This is a genomic window from Stenotrophomonas sp. YJH_SMC_8, from assembly GCF_059371315.1.
Map to the genome: position 1 here is coordinate 112,119 of NZ_JCAFUL010000011.1, position 21,071 is coordinate 133,189.

Here is a 21,071-nt window from a genome sequence, read left to right on the forward strand (position 1 = left end):
CCTCCTTGTGGAATCGTTGGCCTTCACAATAAACCGGTCGTGATGACTGGTCGCTTTCAAAGTTTTGAACGAACCGATTGATGAACTCTATCGATAAAAATCCATCGCCCCGCCTGCGCCAACAGCGCGCCGCCATCGACGGCGCCATGAGCCGCGACCGGGGCCGTTTGCTGGGGATGCTCTCGCGGTGCCAGGCCAAGCCACAGGATGCGGCGCTGGCCGCCACCTTCGAGCAGGCCTTGCAGGCGTCGGTGCAGCGCCGGCAGGTGCGGGCGCAACAGCAGCCGTCCATTACTCTGGACCCGCAGCTGCCGATTGCGCGTGAAGCCGACGCGATCATCGAGCTGATCCGCGGTCATCAGGTGGTGGTGATCGCCGGTGAAACCGGCTCGGGCAAGACCACCCAGCTGCCGAAACTGTGCCTGGCCGCCGGTCGCGGCCAGGCCGGCATGATCGGCTGCACCCAGCCGCGACGGATTGCCGCACGCGCGGTGGCCAGCCGCGTGGCGCAGGAACTGCAGAGCGAACTGGGCCAGCTGGTCGGCTACCAGGTGCGCTTCAATGACAAGGTCAGCGAAGACAGCCGCATCAAGTTCATGACCGACGGCATCCTGCTGGCGGAGATCGCCAGCGACCGCTGGCTGTCGAACTACGACACGATCATCGTCGACGAGGCGCACGAACGCAGCCTCAACATCGACTTCCTGCTGGGCTACCTGAAGCAGCTGCTGCGCAAGCGCCCGGACCTGAAGCTGATCGTGACCTCGGCCACCATCGACACCGAGCGCTTCGCCCAGCATTTCGACAATGCGCCGGTGATCAGCGTCGAAGGCCGTACCTATCCGGTGGAAGTGCGCTACCGCGCGCTGGAAGGCGAAGGCGAAGACCAGGGCGAGCGCACGGTCAACGATGCCATCGTGTCGGCCATCGACGAGATCACCCGCCTGGATTCACGTGGTGACGTGCTGATCTTCCTGCCGGGCGAACGCGAGATCCGCGATGCGCACCAGTCGCTGGAACGGCGCAAGTACCGCAACACCGAAGTACTGCCGCTATACGCGCGCCTGTCCAACCAGGACCAGGACCGGGTGTTCAACCCGGGTCCGAACCGGCGCATCGTGCTGGCCACCAACGTGGCCGAAACCTCGCTGACGGTGCCGCGCATCCGCTACGTGGTCGATCCGGGCTTCGCCCGCGTCAAGCGCTACAGCCCGCGCAACAAGCTGGACCGCCTGCACATCGAGCCGATTTCGCAGGCCAGCGCCAACCAGCGCAAGGGTCGCTGTGGCCGTATCGCCGAGGGCATCTGCTACCGCCTGTACGCCGAGGCCGATTTCCAGGCGCGGCCGGAGTTCACCGATCCGGAAATCCGCCGCTCCAGCCTGGCCGGGGTGATCCTGCGCATGCTGCAGCTGGGCCTGGGCCGCATCGAAGAGTTCCCGTTCCTGGAAGCGCCGGACGAACGCGCCGTGGCCGATGGCTGGCAGCAGCTGACCGAGCTGGGCGCGATCGATGCCGAGCGGCGCATGACCACCATCGGCAAGCAGATGGCCCGCCTGCCGGTGGACGTGAAGCTGGCGCGCATGCTGGTGGCCGCGCAGGCCGCTGGCTGCCTGCGGCCGATGCTGGTGATCGCCTCGTTCCTGGGCATCCAGGACCCGCGCGAGCGTCCGCCCGAAGCACGCGGCGCAGCCGACAGCGCGCATGCGCAGTTCGCCGATGGCCGTTCCGAGTTCGTCGGCGTGCTGCGCCTGTGGGATGCCTATCGGCAGGCCCATGAAGACCTGACCCAGTCCAAGCTGCGCGACTGGTGTGGTCGCCACTTCCTCGGCTTCCTGCGCATGCGCGAGTGGCGCGAACTGCATCGCCAGCTGCGTCTGTTGTGCGAGGAACTGGGCTGGAAGGAAGAGGCTGTCGATGCGTCGATGGCACCATTGCTGGCCGGCAGCAGTGCGCCGGCCCCGGCGCGTGATGACGCAGCCGCAGTAAAGGCCACCCGCGGCCAGTTGCACCGCGCTGCACGCCTGGCCCGCGAAGGCAAAGCGGAGGCTGCACCCGCACCGGTAGCGGTGCGCGCACAGAAGGAACAGGCGCCTGCCGGCGGCGGCTTCAGCGAACGTGTACGCGCTGCCGCCTACCAGACCCTGCACCGGGCGCTGGTGGCAGGCCTGCCAACGCAGATCGGGCACCGCACCGAGAAGGGCGATTTCCAGGCACCACGCCAGCGTCGCTTCCTGCCATTCCCGGGGTCGGCGCTGTCCAAGCGCCCGCCGCCGTGGCTGCTGGTGGCCAATCTGCTGGATACGCAGAAGGTGTGGGGCATGACCCTGGCCGCGATCGAGCCGGACTGGGTGATCGCCGAACTGCCGCACCTGCTGCTGCGCAAGCACTTCGATCCGCACTGGTCGCGCGCGCAGGGACAGGTGCTGGCGTCCGAGCAGATCAGCCTGTTCGGCCTGGTGCTGGCGCCGAAGAAGCCGGTGCACTACGGCCGCATCGAACCCGTTGAAGCGCACGACATCTTCGTGCGCCAGGCGCTGGTGACCGGCGAGATCAACACCCGCGCCAGCTTCGTGGCCGACAACCAGAAGGTGCTGGAGGTCGCGCGTGAGGAAGAAGCGAAGTTGCGCCGCGCTGGAATCGTTGCCGACGAGGACTGGCAGGCACGCTGGTACCTGGACCGCGTGCCGCCGCAGATCCATTCGGCGGCGGGCCTGGATACCTGGTGGAAGGGACTGGCGCCGGAACAGCGCAAGACCCTGCACTGGTCGCTGGCGGACCTGCTGCCCGGCGAGGGCAGCGAGCAGGAGCGCTACCCGAAGTACCTGGCGCTGGGCCAGGCGCGGTTGCCGCTGCACTACCGCTTCGAGCCGGGTGCCGACGATGACGGCGTGACCCTGGACGTGCCGCTGCACCTGCTCAATGCACTGGACCCGGTGCAGCTGGGCTGGCTGGCGCCGGGCTTCGTGGCCGACAAGGCCTCGGCGTTGATCCGCAGCCTGCCCAAGGCAATGCGCCGCAACTATGTGCCGGCCCCGGATTTCGGACGCGCGTTCTTCGAGGCGTTCCCGCAGCCCGGCGCCGATGCCATCACCGGGGAGCTGGCGCGTTTCCTGTCACGCGCGACCGGCGCCACGGTGACCGCGCTCGATTTCGAGCCGGGTTCGATCGAACCGCACCTGCACATGAACCTGCGCCTGCGCGACGAACAGGGCAAGGTGCTGGCCACCTCGCGTGATCTGGACGCGCTGCGCGCGAAGTTTGGCGGCCGTGCCGGTGATGCCTTCGCGGCGCGTGCCGGGCGCGAGATGGCGGCTGACGGCCTGCGCACGTTCCCGGCCATGCCGATCCCGCTGCAGGTGCCCGGTGAAGCCGGCGTTCCGGCCTATCCGGCGCTGCTGGACGAGGGTGACAGCGTGGCGCTGCGCATCTTCGCCGATCGGCAGCAGGCACAGGAGGCCCATCCGCTGGGCGTGCGCCGGCTGCTGGAGATCGCCCTGGCCGAGAAGGTCAAGCAGGCGCGCAAGCAGCTGCCGGTGGGTGCCAAGACCGGCCTGCTGTATGCCGCGATCGAATCACAGGAACGCCTGCGCGGAGACCTGGTGGATGCGGCGATGAACGCGGTGCTGGCCGAAGGCCTGGAAGACATCCGCGATGCGGCCGCCTTCGAACAACGCCGCGAGCATGCGGCCAAGGCCCTGTTCGGCCAGGCGATGTCGCGGCTGAAGCTGGCCGAGTCCATCCTGGCGCTGGTGGCGGAACTGAAGCCGATGCTGGAGGCGCCGTTGATGGGTTGGGCGCGCGGCAACCTGGATGACATGGAAGCGCAGCTGGCCGGGCTGATCCACCCCGGCTTCCTGCGCGATACGCCGGCCGACGCGCTGGCGCAGTATCCGCGTTACCTGAAGGCGATGATCCTGCGCACCGAGCGTGCCAAGCGTGATCCGCCGCGTGACCAGGCGCGCATGCTGGAGCTGCACCCATTCCTGGAAGCGCTGGAGGTGGGCGAGCAGCAGGGCCTGCGCGATCGCCCGCAATGGCAGGCGCTGCGCTGGGATCTGGAAGAGCTGCGGGTGTCGCTGTTTGCGCAGGAGTTGGGCGCGCGCACTGGTATCTCGGCGAAGAAGCTGGCGCAGCGGGTGACCGCATTGCGCCAGGCGTAGCCCCCCTCCTGTAGAGCCGAGCCCATGCTCGGCTGCTTTTCCATGCGCTGTCATCATCCATCGCAGGAAGCAGCCGAGCATGGGCTCGGCTCTACAGGAAAGCGGCGGCGTTACTTGGAGCGGCGCACCTTGGGCTGGCTGTTCACGCCTTCCACCTTCATGTACCACACGCCCATCACGCCAGGCTTGATGCTGACCTTGGGCGATTGCTTGCGCACGCCGACCACGCTGGTGCTGTCGGTCTGTTCCCATTCCTGGCCGTTGTCCAGCACGTAGACGCGGCCCTTGCCGAAGCCACGGAACTCGCCCTGCAGTACGCCGGTGATCGGCTCGCTGCTGCCGAAATCGAAGAACCCGCGGTTCTTCACGATCACTTCCTGGCGGCCCTGTTCGCGGGCTTCTTCGCGCACCGCGGCCACGGCCTGGGTGGTGGCCGCTTCGACCTTGCCCTGCAGCCAGCGGTTGAGTGTGGCCAGTTCCTGCACGCTCAGCTTGTCCAGGCCGGCCGCCTTGAATTCGGCTGGCGACATCTGCTGCTGCAGGTCACCGTCCACCACGCGCTGGGCCAGCGCAGGCGCCGACAGGGACAGCAGCAGTGCGGCGCAGGCCAGCAGCCGTGGGCGGAAGCGCGGGGTGATCGAGGGCATGGCGGAACTCTCCTGGGTTTGCCCGCGAGTGTAGCGGCATGTCTTCATGCCGGGTGATGGTGGCCGCGGTGATTGTCCCTGAACGGCGCCGGCGCTAGTGTAGGAACCTCTGTCTTGCCTGCTCGATGCTGTGAACCGCGCTTCTGTCCCCGGCCTGGATGCCTTGTTGAACCGTCCCTCCGCAGCGGTGCTGCCCGCTCCGCTGCGCCAGGCCCTGCGCGAGCACTGGGAAGCACCGGACTGCGACCACCAGATGCGCGCCAGCTGGTCGGTGCTGGGCGATACCCTCGACGCGCTGTCGATGCTCTCGGCCGACGAAGGCGCGGTGGTCGCCGCGCTGTTGTTCGACCTGCCTGGCCTGCGTGCCAGCCTGGACCAGCTGCCGCTGGGCAACCACAAGGCGGCGGTGATCGGCCTGCTCGACGGCCAGGACGCCGCTGATCCGGTCTGGGCGCTGCATGCTGGCCGGGAGGCCGGGCGCAACAGCGAGGGCCTGCGCCGCCTGCTGCTGGCGATCATCCGCGACCTGCGCGTGGTGCCGATCTTGCTGGCCCGGCAGCTGGCGCGGATGCGCGCGGCCGACAAGCTGGACGACGAACAGCGCCGTGCGCTGGCCCAGCTGACCCGCGACATCCACGCGCCGCTGGCCAACCGGTTGGGCATCTGGCAGCTGAAGTGGGAGCTGGAGGATCTGGCGTTCCGCCACCTGGAGCCGGAAACCTACCGCCGCATCGCGCGTGAAGTGGACGAAACCCGCGTGGCGCGCGAGCGTTACGTGCAGAACGTGAAGAAGCAGCTGTCGCGCGAGCTGGCCGCACAGGGCATCCATGCCGAAGTGAGTGGCCGCCCGAAGCACATCTACAGCATCTGGCGGAAGATGCAGAAGAAGCGGCTGGCGTTCGACCAGCTGTACGACATCCGCGCGGTGCGGGTGATGGTCGACGACGTCGCCGCCTGCTACGCCGCGCTGGGCGTGGTGCATGCGCTGTGGGCGCCGGTGCCGAGCGAGTTCGACGATTACATCGCACGCCCGAAGGCCAACGACTACCGTTCGCTGCACACCGCCGTGGTCGGCCCGGAAGGGCGCACGATCGAAGTGCAGATCCGCACCCACGAGATGCATTCGCAGGCCGAGCTGGGCGTGGCCGCGCACTGGAAGTACAAGGAAGGCGGCAAGGGCGCGGAAAAGTCGTTCGATCGCAAGATCACCTGGATGCGCCAGCTGCTGGAGCAGGCACAGGACGGGCAGGGCAATGAGCTGGCCGGGGCGCTCGACGCCGAGCTTACCGAGGACCGGGTCTATGCGCTCAGCCCGAAGGACGAGGTGCTGGACCTGCCACAGGGAGCCACGCCGCTCGATTTCGCCTACCAGGTGCACACGATGGTGGGCCACCGCTGCCGTGGCGCCAAGGTCAATGGCCGCATCGTGCCGCTGACCTACCGCCTGCGCAGCGGCGATCGCGTCGAGATCCTCACCGGCAAGGAAGCCGACCCCCGCCGCGACTGGCTGATGCCGGCGCTGGGTTTCCTGGCCAGCAACCGCTCGCGCGAAAAGGTGCGCAGCTGGTTCCACAAGCTGGACCGCGCGCGCAACGTGCAGGCCGGGCGCGAACTGCTCGAGCGCGAGCTGAAGCGCCTGGGACTGCAGCATTCGGATCTGGCGGTGGCGGCGAAGAAGTTCCACGCCGACAGCGTTGATGACCTCTACATCCAGGTGGCGCTGGGCGATACCGGCCCGAACCAGGTCAGCCGAACCCTGCTGGAAGCAGAGCGCGCGGCCAGCCAGCCGGCCCCTGCGCCGACGCTTCCGCGCCCGACCGCCCGCCGCGAGAACCTGGGCAAGTCCAAGTTCACGGTGCAGGGCGTGGGCAACCTGCTGGTGCAGCTGGCGCGCTGCTGCCAGCCGGTGGCCGGCGAACCGATCGTCGGCTACCTCACCCGTAGCCGCGGTGTCACCGTGCACCGGGCAGACTGTGCCGCGCTGGCCCGGCTGGCGGCCACCAGCCCGCAGCGCATCCTGCCGGTGGAGTGGGGCCAGGCCGGGGGCGGCTACGAGGTGGACGTGGTGGTCGATGCGGTCGACCGCCGCTGGCTGCTGAAGGACATCACCAACCTGATCGCCCAGGAAGACGCCTACGTGCTGGACATCCACAGTGACAACGTGCGCAACAGTGGCCGTGCCCATCTGCGCCTGCGGCTGAAGGTCAGCGACTACGGCCAGTTGTCGAACCTGCTGGGCAAGCTGGACGCGCTTCCGGGCGTGAGCGAGGCGCGTCGCCTCGGCTGAGCTTCACGCTGCCCCGGCTACCCTGCACGCATGGAACGCGAGCCCCCGCATCGCCCGCATGGCGCTGAACATCCTGCGCTGGATCGCGTCCGCCGCGAGGGCCGCTGGTGGTGGCTGCAGGCACGCCATGCACGGCGGGTCTGGCGCTGGGCGCTGGTCGCGGCGCTGGCGGTGTTCGTGCTGCTGGTGCTGCTGCGCAAGCCGCTGGCCGACTGGTTCTGGGACGAGCCGCAGATCGAACAGCTGCTGGTCGAAGGTGATCGTGCGCTCGCCGCCGGCCGGCTGAGTGCGGCTGACGGCAGTGGGGCGCGCGAGCGCTACCAGGCGGTGCTGGCACTGGATGGTGATCGGCCGCAGGCCCGCCAGGGCCTTGCACGAACCGCAGCGGCGGCCCTGCAGCAGGCCCGCGACAAGCTGCAGAGCGACGATCTTGAGGGCAGCGCGCAGTCACTGGCGCTGGCCCGCGAGTTGCAGGTGCCGCAGGGCGACGCCGACGCCGTGGCCCGGCAACTGCAGGCGCGGCGTAGTGCCGGCGCCGGTATCGGCGCGTTGCTGGCCCAGGCCCGCAACGCGTTCGCAGCCGGCCGGCTGGACGATGGCGACAGCAGTGCGTTGCCGCTGTTCCAGCGCATCCTGGCACTGCAGCCGGACAACCTGCCTGCACTGGAGGGGCGCGAGGACGCACTGAGCGATCTGCTGCAGCACGCGCGCACGCTGGCCGGACGCGGGGAACTGGCTGAAGCCGCTGCGACGTTGCAGCGCGCGCGCCTGTTCGACGCAGGCCACGCCGATCTGCCCGCCAGCCAGGAGGCACTGGCACGGGCGGTCGACGAGCACTTGCTGCAGGCACAGCGCGCACTGAAGCGACAGCAGCTGGAAAGTGCCGCAAAGGGGTTCCTGGCCGTGCTGGCGGTGGCGCCGGATGATCCTACTGCCCAGCGCGGCCGTGAGCAGGTGCTGCAGGCGGTGCTGGCGCGAAGCCAGGTCCAGGCCGACGATTTCCAGTTCGAGGCCGCGCAGCGTGATGCCGTGCTGGCGGAAGCACTGGGCGCTTCGCAGGCGGCACGACAGCAACTGGCGCAGCGCCTGCAGCGTGCACGGCAGGCCCGGGAGGCACTGCAGCAGCCCGCGGTGAGCAACGCGCAGCGTGAACGCGAGCTGCGCGATCACCTGCGCCGGATCGAACGCGCCGAGCGCGCAGGGCAATGGATCAGCCCGCCGGGGCACAGCGCGTTCGATGCCCTGCGCGAAGCACAGGCGCTGGCACCGCGCGATGCACGGGTGAAGGCCGCTGCCGCGCGCCTGCTGCCTGCCAGCCGCAGTTGCTTCGACGACAACCTGCGGCAGAACCGGGTGCAGGCTGCAGGTGCCTGCCTGCAGGCCTGGCAGACGCTGGCTCCCACCGCTGGCGGCCTGCCTGCGGCCCGCCAGCGCCTTGCGCAGCGTTGGCTTGCGATTGGCAGCGAACGATTGGGCAACGGTGATGTCGCCTTTGCCGAACGTGCGCTCCAGCAGGCGGGCGAGCTTGGCGTTGGCACTTCCAGCAGCGAGTACCAGCAGTTGCGGCAGCGCCTGCGCGACATCGGGGTGTCGTCGCCCTGAGCCCGCCGCTGCCGGAGGGGCCGCTATAGTAGCCACCCCCGCAACATCCCCACGGAGTGCAGATGACCGTCCTTGTTTCCGGAGCCACCAGCCAGATCGGCCGGTTCCTGCTGCCGCGCCTGCTGCAGGTGCATGGGCGGGTACAGGCAGTGAGCCGGCGACCGCAACCGGCACAGGACGGCGTGCAGTGGTTGTGCGGGGACCTGGCGGCTGCGCTGGACAGCGTGCCGTCTCCGGACTGGCAGGCCATTGCCAGCTTCGGTCCCCTTGAAGCATTGGCGCAGTGGTTGTCGCGGCAGACGGCGGCCCCAGCGCGGCAGGTCATCGCCACCAGTTCGATGAGCGTGCTGAGCAAGCAGGATTCCGAGCAGGCCGACGAGCAGGACGTTGTGGCGATGCTGCAGCGGGGCGAAGCGGGCCTGATCGCGCAGGCCGAGCGTCTTGGCATGGCGTGGACGATCCTGCGCCCAACCCTGATCTATGGGGCCGGCATCGACCGCAGCATCACCCCGATCGTGCAGCGCGCGCTGCGCCTGCGCCTGTTCCCAATACCGCTGGTGGGAGGCCTGCGCCAACCGGTGCATGCCGACGATATCGCCCGCGCCGTGGTGGCCTGCATCGCCACCGGTGCAGCGTCGGCGCGGGTGCTGGAAATCGGCGGCGGCGAGCGCCTGCCGTACCACGCGATGTTCCGCCGCGTGCACGCCAGCCTGGCACAGCCAACATTGGCGCTGCCGTTGCCGGGCGGTGCACTGCGAGGCCTGGCTGCGGTGCTGCCGCGAGCGCGTGGTCCGGTGTCACGCCTGCAGCAGGATCTGATTGCGGACAACGGTCCGCTGCAGGCGCTGCTGGGCGTACATCCGCGGCCGTTCCAGCCTGACGCGGATACGTGGCGACCGATGAGCGCGGCCCAGGCCCTGCAGCGGATCGCTGCGTATCCCGGCAACGGCTAGCCAGCCGCCGCATCCATCCGCCAGGGGGGCTCTGCTACCATCCCCCGGCCCTTGTTTCCGCGAGTACGTTCGATGCCTGACGCGCCATCCCGATCGGCCCCTGCCGAGCGCATTGGCGTCGCGCTGTGCACCTACAACGGTGCGCGCTACCTGCAGGCGCAGCTGGACAGCATCCTCGACCAGGATCTTCCGGTGAACGAAGTCATGATCGGCGATGACGGTTCCAGCGACCAGACGCTGCCGCTGCTGCAGGCCTTCGTGCCGCGCGCACAGGCGCTGGGCATCCGTGTCGAGATCGTCCAGCACGCGCGCAATCTCGGCTATGTGCGCAATTTCGCCGACGCACTGATGCGTTGCCAGGCCGACATCCTGTTCCTGTGCGACCAGGATGATGTCTGGCATCCGGGGCGTGTCCGCAGCTACGTGGAGCGCTTCCACGCCGATCAGGGCCTGTTGCTGCTGCACAGCGATGCACGGCTGGTGGACGCGCAGGGCGCGCCGCTGGGCCAGCGGCTGCTGGAGGTACTGGTGGTCCATCCGGCCGAGGTCGAGCTGGAACGCTCGGGCCTTGCGATCGATGCGATCCTGCTGCGCAACTTCATCACCGGTGCCACCTGTGCGCTGCGCCGTGGGCTGCTGGCCGAATCGCTGCCGGTACCGCCGGGCTGGAGCCACGACGAATGGCTGGCAGTCCACGCATCGCTGCGTGGAGGATTGGACATGCTGGCCGAACCGACCATCGACTACCGGCAGCATGGCAACAACCAGATCGGCGCCAGTCGCCGCGGTTTCCTGCAACGCCTGCGCCATCTCGATCTGTTCGATTCGCAGGCGCGCCAGCGCACGGCCGGGCGCCTGCTTGCCCTAGCCGATCTGCTGGGGCAGCGCGGCGTGGTGGTGGCGCCGGAGCGCTTCCAGGGACTTCACGCGCTCGCCTGGCGCATGGCCTGGTCGCGACTGCAGCTGTATCGCCGCGCGGACGTGCCGGCAGGCTGGATCGCCCATGATGCGCCGCGGTTGATCGCACGCCTGGCCAACGTCTGCCTGGCGGGGGGCGGCTGGAAAGGGGGCTGGGCGGCGCTTGCGGGCGCCTGGGCCGGGTGGCGGGCGCCGCGCGCTGCTTGAACTGCAGTGAAACCGCGGGCCATCGCCTGCCAGCCACCGCGGCGCCTGCGTTAGACTCGCCAGACCCTACCTGCCTGCATCCCCGTGCCCCGACGCTACGATTCCGACGACATCGACGATTTCGACGACGACGACCAGCAGGACGACAGCCCGCTGTGGCGGCGTCGCCTGATCACCTGGAGCATGGCTGCGGTCGCGTTGGGATTGGGCTTCCTGATCCCTTATACGCTGTACCTGAACCAACAGGTGACCCAGCGCTTCGGCGAACTTCGGTGGCAGATTCCGACCCGGGTGTACGCCCGCCCGCTGGTGCTCACGCCGGGCAAGGCGATGGACGCGGCGACCCTGAAGACCGAGCTCGCCGCATCCGCCTACCGCGATGACGGGCAGGGCAAGGAGCCGGCCACCTATGCGGTGAACGGCGGGCGCTTCGTCATTTCCAGCCGTGGCTACAACGATGTGGATGGCCGCGTCGCACCGCGCCGGCTGGAACTGTCGCTGGCCGACGGTGCGGTCGCCTCGCTGCGTGACGCCGACAACCGCAAGGCGCTGAAGGCTGCGCGCCTGGACCCGGCACGTATTGCCACGCTGTACGGGCAGAAGCAGGAAGAACGCCGCCTGATCCGCATGGACGAGGCGCCGGACCTGCTGGTGACCGGCCTGCAGGCGGTGGAGGACAAGGACTTCAACCGCCACCACGGCATCGATCTGTCCGGCATTGCGCGCGCGGTGTGGGTGACGATCCGCTCCGGTGGCCAGAGTCGCCAGGGTGCTTCCACGCTGACCCAGCAGCTGGCTCGCAGCGGTCTGCTCGGGATCGGCAAGGAACAGACGGTCACCCGCAAATTCAACGAAGTGCTGTACGCGCTGATCATGGAAGCGCGCTACGACAAGCGCACCATCTTCGAGGCCTATCTCAACCAGGTGTACCTGGGCCAGCGTGGCAGCCAGGCCATCCACGGCATGTCTTCCGGCGCCGAATTCTGGTTCGGCCGTGACCTGCAGTCGCTGGAAACCGAGCAGATCGCGCTGCTGATCGGCCTGGTCAAGGGCCCGTCCTTCTACGACCCGCGGCGCAATCCGGAACGCGCGCTGGATCGCCGCAATTTCGTGCTGGGCAAGCTGCACGAGGCGACGCTGATCGACGATGCCGAGTACCAGCGCGCGCTGAAAGCGCCGCTGGGCGTGCCCAAGACGCCGGGCCTGGTGGCGGCCAACCGCTTCCCGGCCTATGTGGACCTGGTTCGCCGCCAGCTCGGCCATGACTATCCGGAATCGGCGCTGCAGGGCGCCGGCCTGAGCGTGATGACCGGCATGTCGCCGTCCGCGCAGGCCTATGCCGAAGGCGCGGTGACCCGCACCATCAAGTCGCTGGAAAGCAAGCGCCGTCCCGAACTGCAGGCCGGCATGGTGCTGACCGACGTGCACAACGGTGACGTGCTGGCGGTGATCGGCAGCCGTGAAGTGTCCGAGGTGGGCTTCAACCGCGCGATCGAAGCACAGCGCCCGGTCGGCTCGCTGCTGAAGCCGTTCGTCTACCTGCTGGCGCTGGCGCAGCCGGATCGTTACTCGCTGGCCAGCTGGGTCGATGATTCACCGGTGACCGTGCAGCTCGGCCGCGGCCGCAACTGGAACCCCGGCAACGCGGACAACCGCAGCCACGGTACGGTGCGCCTGATCGATGCGTTGGCGCATTCCTACAACCAGGCCACGGTGCGCGTGGGCATGCAGGTTGGTCCCGAGCGCGTGACCCAGCTGATCCATGTGCTGGCGGGCATCAAGGCTGAGGCCAACCCTGCAGTGATCCTCGGCTCGACCGACCAGAGCCCGTATGCGATGGCGCAGCTGTACCAGTTCCTGGCGTCCGGTGGCGAGATCCAGCCGCTGCATGCGGTGCGTGGCGTGCTCGATCCGCAGGGCAAGCTGCTCAAGCGTTACGACAAGACCCCGGCACCGGCGCAGGAGGGCGACTCGATTGCCGCCAACCTGATCAGTGTCGGCCTGCAGCAGGTGGTTGCCAGCGGCACCGCGCAGCGCTTGAACGCTGATGGCCTGGGCCGCCTGCAGCCCGCCGGCAAGACCGGTACCACCAACGATGGCCGCGACAGCTGGTATGCCGGTTACACCGGCGATCACCTGGCGGTGATCTGGATCGGCAACGACCAGAACGAGCAGGCCGGCCTGTACGGCGCCACTGGCGCGATGCGGGTCTGGTCGGGCATCTTCCAGCGCCTTCCCAGTGCGCCGCTGCGGGTCAGCAACAAGGGCCTGGATTGGCAGTCGGTGGCCGCCACCGGCCTCAACACGACCGATGAGGGCTGCCCGGGAGCGCGCCGCTTCCCGTTCGTGGTCGGCTATGCGCCGGCCTATGCGCCCTGCGCACCGGCGGTGTCGCCGGACGGGCAGGGCGAGGCCGAAGGCGAGGGTGGTGGTTGGCGCAGCTGGTTCGGCCTGGACCGCAAGCCGGACACCCCTGCCGAACCTGCCGCGGCGCCTGCCGCTGCCACTCCTCCTCCGAGCCGATGATGCCGATGAACATGCGATCCCTGCTGCAGCCCCTGGCCTTGACCGGCCTCAGCCTGGCCCTGGCCGCCTGCGTGACCAGTGCGCCGCCGGTGGTCAAGCCGGTCGATACCACGACGCCGGCGCAGCGCCTGGCCGCGGTGGACGCAGCCGCTGGCCCGGACGACAAGGAGCTTTCGGTGCAGCCGCTGCGTGATTCGCAGGTGGAAGACCTGCGGGTGACCGCGCAGGCGCAACGCCAGGCCAACGATCTGGCCGGTGCCGCCAGCAGCCTGGACCATGCGCTGGAGATCGTCGCTGGTGATCCGGCGGTGCTGCAGGAGCGTGCCGAGCTGGCGCTGCTGCAGGGGCAGTGGGCGCAGGCGGAGACGTTCGCACGCAAGGCGGTCGACCTGGGCTCGAAGACGGGGCCGCTGTGCCGACGGCACTGGGCGACGATCGAGCAGTCGCGCCTGGCACGGGGCGAGAAGGAGAATGCGGTGTCGGCGCATGCGCAGCTGGAAGGCTGCACTGTGCCTGGGATCAAGCGGTACTAGGTTTCCTGCCAACGGCGCAGCCCCTCGTGGCTGGCTGTTTGGCCGCGTGAAGCAAAAGCCGCGCTTGGCCGGGCGGGGTGGGTTCGCGGGGGACGCCGTGAACCCATCCATGGGGGCTTGGCCGCGGCATCCATGCCGCTGACACCCCCGCGAACCCACCCCGCCCGACCTCTGACAATTTCCGTGTGCGGCCAGCCACGGAAAAGAAAAAGAAAATCAAAAGCGGGTCGCGCGCTGCGCGCGCTCGCAGTAGTCCCTCTTCTTTTCCCGTTCCTGCCACAGCTTCTGAGCTGCCAGTCGAGCAAGCTCGACGCTACGAAGCGCGTCCCTCCGTCACCGGGAAACTGTCGAAGGCGGGGAACTGTGGGTTTGCGGGGTGTCCGCGGCATGGATGCCGCGGCCAAGCCCCCAGGGACGGGTTCACGGCGTCCCCGCAAACCCACAGTCCCCCGCCAACCCTCAGTACAACCCAGAGCCATGAACAACGCTCTTGCTCTTGCTGTTGCTCTGGCTTGAAACGGGTGCCGGGCAGCGCCCGGCCGGGTATCCTTTCCCTCTGATGTCCGACCTTGTCCATGCCAGCCGCGAAGCCCTCAGCGACGGCGGCGCGCTCGCCTCGCACCTGGACGCCTTCGTCCCGCGCCCGGCCCAGCTGCGCCTGACCGAAGCCATCGCCGACGCGATGCAGCAGCGTGATCTGCTGCTGGCCGAGGCCGGTACCGGCACCGGCAAGACCTTCGCCTACCTGGTGCCGGTGCTGCTGTCCGGGTTGCGCACCATCATCTCCACCGGTACCCGCGCGCTGCAGGACCAGCTCTACCACCGTGACCTGCCACGGGTGCGCCAGGCGCTCGGTGTCGGCCTGCGCAGCGCGCTGCTGAAAGGGCGTGCGAACTACCTGTGCCGCTATCGCCTGCAACAGGCGCGCGGCGAACCGCGTTTTTCCAGTCCCGAACAGGCCGCGCAGTTCCAGCGCATCCTGGCCTGGTCCGGTCGTTCGGAGTTCGGCGATGTCGCCGAACTCGACGGACTGGCCGACGATTCACCGCTGCTGCCGATGGTCACCTCCACCGTCGACAACTGCCTGGGCACCGATTGCCCGTTCTGGGACGACTGCTTCGTGGTGCGTGCGAGGCAACGCGCGCAGGCCGCGGACGTGGTGGTGGTCAACCATCACCTGCTGCTGGCCGACCTGGCATTGAAGCAGGATGGCTTTGGCGAGTTGTTGCCGGGGGCGCAGGCCTTCGTCATCGACGAAGCGCATCAGCTGCCCGAGTTGGCCGCGCAGTTCTTCGGCGAAGGTTTCGGCATGCGCCCGTGGCAGGAACTGGGCCGCGACTGCCTGGCCGAAGCGCGTGGCGTGGGAGGCGCGCAGTCGGCGCTGCAGGAACCGGTCGACCAGTTGCAGCAGGCGCTGTTGGCGCTGCGCTCGGCGATGGAAGGGCTGCCAGCGCGTGGCACGCAATGGCGTGCACTGGCGATGCCGCAGGTGCGTGATGGCTTCGACACGGTGATGGCCGGCCTGGTGACGCTGGAACAGGCGCTGCAGCCGCTGCGCGAAGCGGCTGCCGGCCTCGATGCCTGCCATGCGCGTGCGCGCGAAGCGGTTTCGCGGCTCGGCCGCTGGCTGGGCGATGACGAACCCAGCCTCGATTTCGATACCGATCCGGCGGAGACCGCCAGCGCCGCCGATGTGCTCTGGTACGAGCTAACGCCGCGTGGTTTCCGCTGCCAGCGCACGCCGATGGATGTGTCCGGCCCGTTGCGCGAGCATCGCGAACGCAGTCGCGCCGCATGGATCTTCACCTCGGCGACGCTGACCGTCGGCGGCGGATTCGATCACATCGCCACGCGCCTGGGCCTGGACGATCCGCACACGCTGGTCCAGCCAAGCCCCTTCAATTGGCCCGAGCAGGCGTTGTGCTACCTGCCCGAAGGCCTGCCCGATCCGGCCGCACGTGGTTTCGGAACCGCGCTGATCCAGACCCTGCGGCCGGTGCTGCAGGCTTCGCAGGGCAGGGCGTTCCTGCTGTTCGCCTCGCACCGTGCTCTGCGCGAGGCAGCCGAGGCGCTGCGCGACGGGCCGTGGCCGCTGTTCGTGCAGGGCGAGGCGCCGCGCGCGACCCTGCTGCAGCGCTTCCGCGAATCGGGCAATGGCGTGCTGCTGGGCTCGGCCAGTTTCCGTGAAGGCGTGGACGTGGTCGGTGAGGCGCTGAGCGTGGTGATGATCGACAAGCTGCCGTTTGCCGCCCCGGATGACCCGGTGTACGAGGCGCGGCTGGAGGCGATCCGCAGCCAGGGCGGCAACCCATTCCGCGATGAACAGCTGCCGCAGGCGGTGATCGCATTGAAGCAGGGCGTCGGCCGCCTGATCCGCAGCGAGAGCGACCGTGGCGTGCTGGTGCTGTGCGACCCGCGCCTGCTCAACCGGGGTTACGGCCGGGTGTTCCTCGATTCACTGCCACCGTTCCGCCGTACCCGCAGCCTGGCCGATGTGCAGGCCTTCTTTACGCCACAATGGGCGCCCGTGGCCGATGATGCCGTTCCGACCGCCGCCGCCGCGGCGGGCCCGGAGCCGGCGCCCGGTGCCACGTTCCCCCTGTTCTGACCTGATCCGATGAAACTGCTCGCCTTTGAAACCGCCACCGAAGCCTGTTCCGTTGCCCTGCATGTCGATGGGCAGGTACTGGAACGCTTCGAGATCGCCCCGCGCCGGCATGCCGAGCTGAGCCTGCCTTGGGCCGAGGCGCTGCTGGCCGAGGCCGGCATCAACCGTCGCCAGCTGGACGGCATCGCCCTCAGCCGTGGTCCTGGTGCTTTCACCGGCGTGCGCCTGGCGATCGCCATCGCGCAGGGCATCGCACTGGCGCTGGATCGTCCGTTGCTGCCGGTCTCGACGCTGCAGGTGCTGGCGCTGCGTGCTCCCGTTGAAGAAACGCAGATCCTGTCGGCGATCGATGCGCGGATGGGTGAACTGTATGTCGCCCGCTTCGAGCGTGTTGACGGCCTGCCGCTCGCGCGCGATGGCGAGCGTGTATGTTCACCGGCAGCGGTGGCGCTGCCGGACGGGCTGTCGGCCTACGGCGTCGGCACCGGCTTCGGCGCGGCCGACGGCGCGCTGGTCGCGCAGCTCGGTGCAGGCCTGCGCGGTTTCGATGCCATGGCATTGCCGCGTGCGTCGGACGTGCTCGCACTGGCGGTGCCGGCGTTCGCGCGTGGCGAGGCGATTGCGCCGGAGAAGGTCGAGCCCGCGTACCTGCGTGACAACGTGGCACTGACCCTGGTCGAGCAGCAGGCTGCGCGCGAGGCGAAGGCGAAGGCCAACGGCTGAGCCCCTCGTGGCGGGCGGTAGAGTCGACTGTTAGTCGACTGGCATCGTGAGAGGGCCGGGCGGGGTGGGTTCGCGGGGGACGCCGTGAACCCATCCCTGGGGGCTTGGCCGCGGCATCCATGCCGCGGACACCCCCGCGAACCCACCCCGCCCGGCCTTTGACAGTTTCCGTGTGCGTCCGCCACGGAAAATCAAAAAAAGAAAAGTCAAAGTCAGAAGCGGATCGCTTCGCTCGCATCCACGCGTTGCGTGGATGTGTGTCGACCAAGGTCGACACCCACCAACAGCGATGATGCGCCGTGATCTGTCGGAGGTGGGGCGGTGTGGGCTTGCAGGACCGTTGGCGCCATGGATGGCGCCATCGAGCCCCCATGGATGGGTTTACGGCGTGTCCTGCAAGCCCACACCGCCCCGCCAAGCCCAACATCCCGACCGCTGCTGTTGACGTTGATTTTGACGTTGATTTTGACGTTGCCTCCAGCGGGTCCCGGGCCGCAGGCCCGGGCAACAAATCCCTACCGGTCGTCGTGCAGGGTGCCGCCCGGCAGGAACACCCAGGTACGGGTCACCTGCAGGATGTCGATCTCGTCCTCGGTCTTCGGCAACGGCGGGAACGGCTGCGCCAGCTGCACCACCCGCAGGGCGGCCTCATCCAGCAACGGCGTACCGCTCGAACGCAGGATCCGGCTGCTCTCCACGCTGCCATCGCGGCGCACGCCCACGCTGATCACCACCTGGCCGCCGAGGCGGCGCTGCCTGGCCTCATCCGGGTAATTCAGGTTGCCTACCTTCTCCGCACGGTCGACCCAGGCGCGCAGGTAATTGGCATAGGCATATTCGCGCGTGCTGGCCGACACGAACTTGCGGTTCGGGCGCTTGGCGTACTGCGCCGAGCGCAGGTGCACTTCGGCAGCCAGCCGCGCCATCTCCACGTCGCGCTGTTCGCGTGCGCTCAAGGGCGCATCCGGTTCGGGCTGATCCGGCGTGGGTCGGGACTGTGCCTGCGCCACCACCTCTTCGCCATTGCGGCTGCTGACCACCCGCGCCTGTGGCGGCGGAACCGGCGCGGCCGATTGCTGCTGCTGTGGAACCGGGCTGATTCCGGACTGGGCCTGCGGCACGATGCCGGCCTGGTTGTCGCGCGGACGCTGCGCGCGGTCGTGCTCGCCACCACCTTCCTGGTTGGCTGCAGCCAGGAAGTCGGCCTGTTTCGGGGTCAGCGCCGTGCGGGTCTGGCTGAAGATCACTTCCAGCGTCGGCACCAGTGGCGCATCGCCCTTCACGGCGAAGCCCACGCCCAGGATCAGCAGGGCGTGGACCAGCACCGACAGCGCGATGGTCGCCCCCAGCCGTTGCGCTTCGCGCGGCGGCGGGGGCAGTACGGCAGGTGCGGCAGGCATCAGCGCAGGCCGGCCTCGAGTGCGTCGAACAGGGTGCCGGCAATGTTCAGGCCATACTGGGCGTCCAGTTCGCGCACGCAGGTCGGGCTGGTCACGTTGACCTCGGTCAGGTAATCGCCGATGACGTCCAGGCCGACGAAGCGCATGCCGCGGCGCTTCATCTCCGGGCCGACCTGGGCGGCGATCCAGCGGTCGCGCTCGCTTAGCGGGTGGCCTTCGCCACGGCCACCGGCGGCCAGGTTGCCGCGGAATTCATCACCCTGCGGGATGCGCGCCAGGCAGTAGTCGACGGGTTCGCCATCGACCAGCAGGATGCGCTTGTCGCCGGCGGTGATGTCAGGGATGAATTTCTGCGCCAGCGCCATCCTGCGGCCACCGTCGGTCAGCGTTTCCAGGATCACGTTCAGGTTCGGATCGCCCTGGCCGCTGCGGAAGATCGAGCGGCCGCCCATGCCGTCCAGCGGCTTCAGCACGGCCTGCCCATGCTCCAGTGCGAAGGCCTTCAACGCCTTGGCATCGCGGCTGACCAGGGTCGGCGGGCAGCATTGCGGGAACAGCAGGGCGGCCAGCTTCTCGTTGTAGTCGCGCAGGCCCTGCGGGTTGTTGACCACGCAGGCGCCGGCAGCTGCGGCCACGTCCAGCACCTGGGTGTCATAGATGTATTCGGCGTCGACCGGCGGGTCCTTGCGCATCAGTACGATCTGGCCGGGGCCGAATTCGGTGCGGCTGAATGCGCCCAGCTCATACCAGCCGGCCGGGTCGTCGCGCACCTGCAATGGCGCGGTCTGGGCCACCGCCACGCCGCCCTCCAGGGCCAGGCCACCCGGACGCACGTAGTGCAGGGCATGGCCGCGGCGCTGGGCTTCCAGCAGCATGGCGAAGGTGGTGTCCTTGGCGATCTTGATGTGGGCGATGGGGTCCATCACCACGATGACGTTCAACGGCATGGGCGCACCTGTCAGGCAAGGCGTTGATGGTAGCGGCAACGCCGGTCGCGCGCCTCCCCGCCGTACTGCAACGCTGCGTCCGCCCGGCGCTCGCGCAGTCATTGCGAAACCCGTCACGTTCAGGAGGCTGCCATGCCCCACGCCGTGGGGCGGCCTTGAAGCGGGCGCGGAAAGTGCGATATAGATACGCTTTCGTAGCGGCCCCCGCCAGAGATCGGGCCGTGCGCTTGGGGATAGGCAATGACTGAAAACACGACTGCGGGCGGGGAACTCGCAGGACTCCGGGTGATGGTCATCGATGATTCGAAGACCATCCGCAGGACTGCGGAAACGCTGCTCAAGCGCGAAGGCTGCGAGGTGGTCACCGCCACCGACGGCTTCGAAGCGCTTGCGAAGATCGCAGACCAGCAACCGCAGATCATCTTCGTCGACATCATGATGCCGCGCCTGGACGGGTACCAGACCTGTGCGCTGATCAAGGGCAACCAGCTGTTCAAGGCGACCCCGGTCATCATGCTCTCGTCCAAGGATGGCCTGTTCGACAAGGCGCGGGGACGCATCGTCGGCTCGGAGCAATACCTGACGAAGCCTTTCACGCGTGAAGAACTGCTGGGTGCCATCCGCACATACGTCAACGCCTGACCAGGGGGGAAAGGCACAATGGCTCGTATCGTTCTGATCGAGGATTCACCGACCGACCGCGCGGTGTTCACCCAGTGGCTGCGCCGTGCCGGCCACGAGGTGCTGGAAGCGGACAACGCCGAGGATGGACTGCAGCTGGTGCGCGACCAGGTGCCGCAGCTGGTGCTGATGGATGTGGTCCTGCCCGGCATGAGCGGCTTCCAGGCGACCCGGGCGATGGCCCGTGACGCAGCGATCAAGCACATCCCGGTGATCATCGTCAGCACCAAGGCGATGGAAACCGACAAGGCCTGGGGCCTGCGCCAGGGCGCGGCCGATTACATCGTCAAGCCGCCGCGCGAGGATGAACTGATCGCGCGGATCAACGAGCTGGTGGCCTGATGCGCTCGCCCTTCGACATTCTCGAAGCCTATGAACGGCGCAGCCTGGCCCACGCGGTGCAGCTGCCCGAACGGCAGTTCGCGCAGGATCTCTGGCGTGGCGTGGGGTACCGCGTCGGCCAGCGCCGGCTGGTGTCCGATTTCCGCGAAGTGGTGGAGATCGTGCCGATGCCGCCGGTCACCCCGGTGCCGTGCGCCCAGCCGTGGCTGCTGGGCGTGGGCAACCTGCGCGGCAACCTGTTCCCGGTGGTCGACCTGAAGTACTTCCTGGAAGGCACGCGTACCGTGCAGCAGGAAGGCCAGCGCGTGCTGATCATGCGCCAGGCCGGTGGCGACGTCGCGCTGACCATCGATGAACTGTTCGGCCAGCGCAGCTTTGAACTGGACCAGCAGATCGCGGCCGGCACGCTGGCCGAAGGGCGCTACGGCCATTTCGTCGATCGCGCCTTCCACGCCGACGGCCATGACTGGGGCGTGTTCTCGCTCTCGCTGCTGTCGCGCACCCCTGAATTCCGGCAAGCCGCGGCCTGAGGCC

The 21,071-nt window shown here is 68.5% G+C and carries 15 protein-coding genes; 12 read left to right on the plus strand and 3 right to left on the minus strand.

All coding sequences use genetic code 11. From position 1 onward, the window contains the following. The first annotated feature begins 80 nt into the window (after positions 1 to 80). The gene (gene hrpA / locus AC5P88_RS15045) at positions 81 to 4,163 is read left to right on the plus strand and encodes an ATP-dependent RNA helicase HrpA (protein ID WP_495225414.1); all 4,083 of its coding nucleotides are present in this window, start codon (positions 81 to 83) and stop codon (positions 4,161 to 4,163) included. Positions 4,164 to 4,273: 110 nt separating this feature from the next. Here hrpA and AC5P88_RS15050 read toward each other — a convergent pair whose 3' ends face one another. After that, positions 4,274 to 4,810 carry a hypothetical protein gene (locus AC5P88_RS15050; protein ID WP_495225415.1) on the minus strand — a complete coding sequence of 179 codons (537 nt, stop codon included), beginning with the start codon at positions 4,808 to 4,810 and terminating at the stop codon, positions 4,274 to 4,276. 130 nt (positions 4,811 to 4,940) lie between these two features. On the opposite strand from AC5P88_RS15050, the gene AC5P88_RS15055 reads away from it, so the two are divergent. The 8 genes from AC5P88_RS15055 (at position 4,941) to tsaB (ending at position 17,167) form a co-directional block, all read left to right on the plus strand. Next, a complete protein-coding gene (locus AC5P88_RS15055; protein ID WP_495225416.1) occupies positions 4,941 to 7,097 on the plus strand; it encodes a bifunctional (p)ppGpp synthetase/guanosine-3',5'-bis(diphosphate) 3'-pyrophosphohydrolase in 2,157 nt (718 codons plus the stop codon). Positions 7,098 to 7,127: 30 nt separating this feature from the next. Then, the gene (locus tag AC5P88_RS15060; RefSeq protein ID WP_495225417.1) at positions 7,128 to 8,699 is read left to right on the plus strand and encodes a tetratricopeptide repeat protein; all 1,572 of its coding nucleotides are present in this window, start codon (positions 7,128 to 7,130) and stop codon (positions 8,697 to 8,699) included. A gap of 62 nt (positions 8,700 to 8,761) precedes the next feature. Then, complete coding sequence (locus AC5P88_RS15065; RefSeq protein ID WP_111112263.1) at positions 8,762 to 9,652, plus strand: NAD-dependent epimerase/dehydratase family protein; 891 nt, start codon at positions 8,762 to 8,764, stop codon at positions 9,650 to 9,652. A gap of 72 nt (positions 9,653 to 9,724) precedes the next feature. Next, positions 9,725 to 10,777, plus strand: coding sequence for a glycosyltransferase family 2 protein (locus AC5P88_RS15070; RefSeq protein ID WP_106551224.1), 1,053 nt, complete (start codon positions 9,725 to 9,727; stop codon positions 10,775 to 10,777). 84 nt (positions 10,778 to 10,861) lie between these two features. Next, positions 10,862 to 13,303, plus strand: a complete 2,442-nt coding sequence (gene mrcB / locus AC5P88_RS15075; protein ID WP_312566654.1) for a penicillin-binding protein 1B — start codon at positions 10,862 to 10,864, stop codon at positions 13,301 to 13,303. Then, on the plus strand, positions 13,300 to 13,836 hold the full coding sequence (locus tag AC5P88_RS15080) for a hypothetical protein (RefSeq protein ID WP_049430084.1): 537 nt from the start codon (positions 13,300 to 13,302) through the stop codon (positions 13,834 to 13,836). Before mrcB ends, AC5P88_RS15080 begins: the two co-directional genes overlap by 4 nt. A gap of 559 nt (positions 13,837 to 14,395) precedes the next feature. Beyond that, a complete protein-coding gene (yoaA, locus tag AC5P88_RS15085) occupies positions 14,396 to 16,444 on the plus strand; it encodes a DNA repair helicase YoaA (RefSeq protein WP_495225418.1) in 2,049 nt (682 codons plus the stop codon). Between the two features lie 9 nt (positions 16,445 to 16,453). Next, positions 16,454 to 17,167 carry a tRNA (adenosine(37)-N6)-threonylcarbamoyltransferase complex dimerization subunit type 1 TsaB gene (gene tsaB / locus AC5P88_RS15090; RefSeq protein WP_495225419.1) on the plus strand — a complete coding sequence of 238 codons (714 nt, stop codon included), beginning with the start codon at positions 16,454 to 16,456 and terminating at the stop codon, positions 17,165 to 17,167. Between the two features lie 515 nt (positions 17,168 to 17,682). Here tsaB and AC5P88_RS15095 read toward each other — a convergent pair. Both AC5P88_RS15095 and gshB read right to left on the minus strand, forming a co-directional pair. Next, a complete protein-coding gene (locus AC5P88_RS15095) occupies positions 17,683 to 18,567 on the minus strand; it encodes an energy transducer TonB family protein (RefSeq protein WP_106551028.1) in 885 nt (294 codons plus the stop codon). Continuing rightward, complete coding sequence (gene gshB / locus AC5P88_RS15100) at positions 18,567 to 19,514, minus strand: glutathione synthase (protein WP_495225420.1); 948 nt, start codon at positions 19,512 to 19,514, stop codon at positions 18,567 to 18,569. The genes AC5P88_RS15095 and gshB overlap by 1 nt, the downstream gene beginning before the upstream one ends. Positions 19,515 to 19,754: 240 nt before the next feature. Between gshB and pilG the strand changes: the two genes are divergently transcribed. From pilG to AC5P88_RS15115, 3 genes are read left to right on the plus strand one after another with little or no spacing between them, the layout of a single operon-like run. Further along, positions 19,755 to 20,156 (plus strand): twitching motility response regulator PilG, encoded by a 402-nt coding sequence (pilG, locus tag AC5P88_RS15105; RefSeq protein ID WP_005418455.1) that lies wholly within the window; start codon positions 19,755 to 19,757, stop codon positions 20,154 to 20,156. A gap of 18 nt (positions 20,157 to 20,174) precedes the next feature. After that, positions 20,175 to 20,537, plus strand: a complete 363-nt coding sequence (locus tag AC5P88_RS15110) for a response regulator (protein WP_005410717.1) — start codon at positions 20,175 to 20,177, stop codon at positions 20,535 to 20,537. Further along, complete coding sequence (locus AC5P88_RS15115) at positions 20,537 to 21,067, plus strand: chemotaxis protein CheW (protein ID WP_005410716.1); 531 nt, start codon at positions 20,537 to 20,539, stop codon at positions 21,065 to 21,067. Before AC5P88_RS15110 ends, AC5P88_RS15115 begins: the two co-directional genes overlap by 1 nt. The last annotated feature ends 4 nt before the right edge of the window (positions 21,068 to 21,071 follow it).

What these genes read in the sequence shown, in the direction of transcription:
- AC5P88_RS15115 (WP_005410716.1), top strand. Translation starts at nt 20,537, where the DNA reads ATGCGCTCGCCCTTCGACATTCTCGAAGCCTATGAACGGCGCAGCCTG.
- AC5P88_RS15080 (WP_049430084.1), top strand. Translation starts at nt 13,300, where the DNA reads ATGATGCCGATGAACATGCGATCCCTGCTGCAGCCCCTGGCCTTGACC.
- AC5P88_RS15070 (WP_106551224.1), top strand. Translation starts at nt 9,725, where the DNA reads ATGCCTGACGCGCCATCCCGATCGGCCCCTGCCGAGCGCATTGGCGTC.
- AC5P88_RS15110 (WP_005410717.1), top strand. Translation starts at nt 20,175, where the DNA reads ATGGCTCGTATCGTTCTGATCGAGGATTCACCGACCGACCGCGCGGTG.
- AC5P88_RS15095 (WP_106551028.1), bottom strand. Translation starts at nt 18,567, where the DNA reads ATGCCTGCCGCACCTGCCGTACTGCCCCCGCCGCCGCGCGAAGCGCAA.
- AC5P88_RS15050 (WP_495225415.1), bottom strand. Translation starts at nt 4,810, where the DNA reads ATGCCCTCGATCACCCCGCGCTTCCGCCCACGGCTGCTGGCCTGCGCC.
- pilG (WP_005418455.1), top strand. Translation starts at nt 19,755, where the DNA reads ATGACTGAAAACACGACTGCGGGCGGGGAACTCGCAGGACTCCGGGTG.
- AC5P88_RS15060 (WP_495225417.1), top strand. Translation starts at nt 7,128, where the DNA reads ATGGAACGCGAGCCCCCGCATCGCCCGCATGGCGCTGAACATCCTGCG.
- yoaA (WP_495225418.1), top strand. Translation starts at nt 14,396, where the DNA reads ATGTCCGACCTTGTCCATGCCAGCCGCGAAGCCCTCAGCGACGGCGGC.
- gshB (WP_495225420.1), bottom strand. Translation starts at nt 19,514, where the DNA reads ATGCCGTTGAACGTCATCGTGGTGATGGACCCCATCGCCCACATCAAG.
- AC5P88_RS15065 (WP_111112263.1), top strand. Translation starts at nt 8,762, where the DNA reads ATGACCGTCCTTGTTTCCGGAGCCACCAGCCAGATCGGCCGGTTCCTG.
- hrpA (WP_495225414.1), top strand. Translation starts at nt 81, where the DNA reads ATGAACTCTATCGATAAAAATCCATCGCCCCGCCTGCGCCAACAGCGC.
- tsaB (WP_495225419.1), top strand. Translation starts at nt 16,454, where the DNA reads ATGAAACTGCTCGCCTTTGAAACCGCCACCGAAGCCTGTTCCGTTGCC.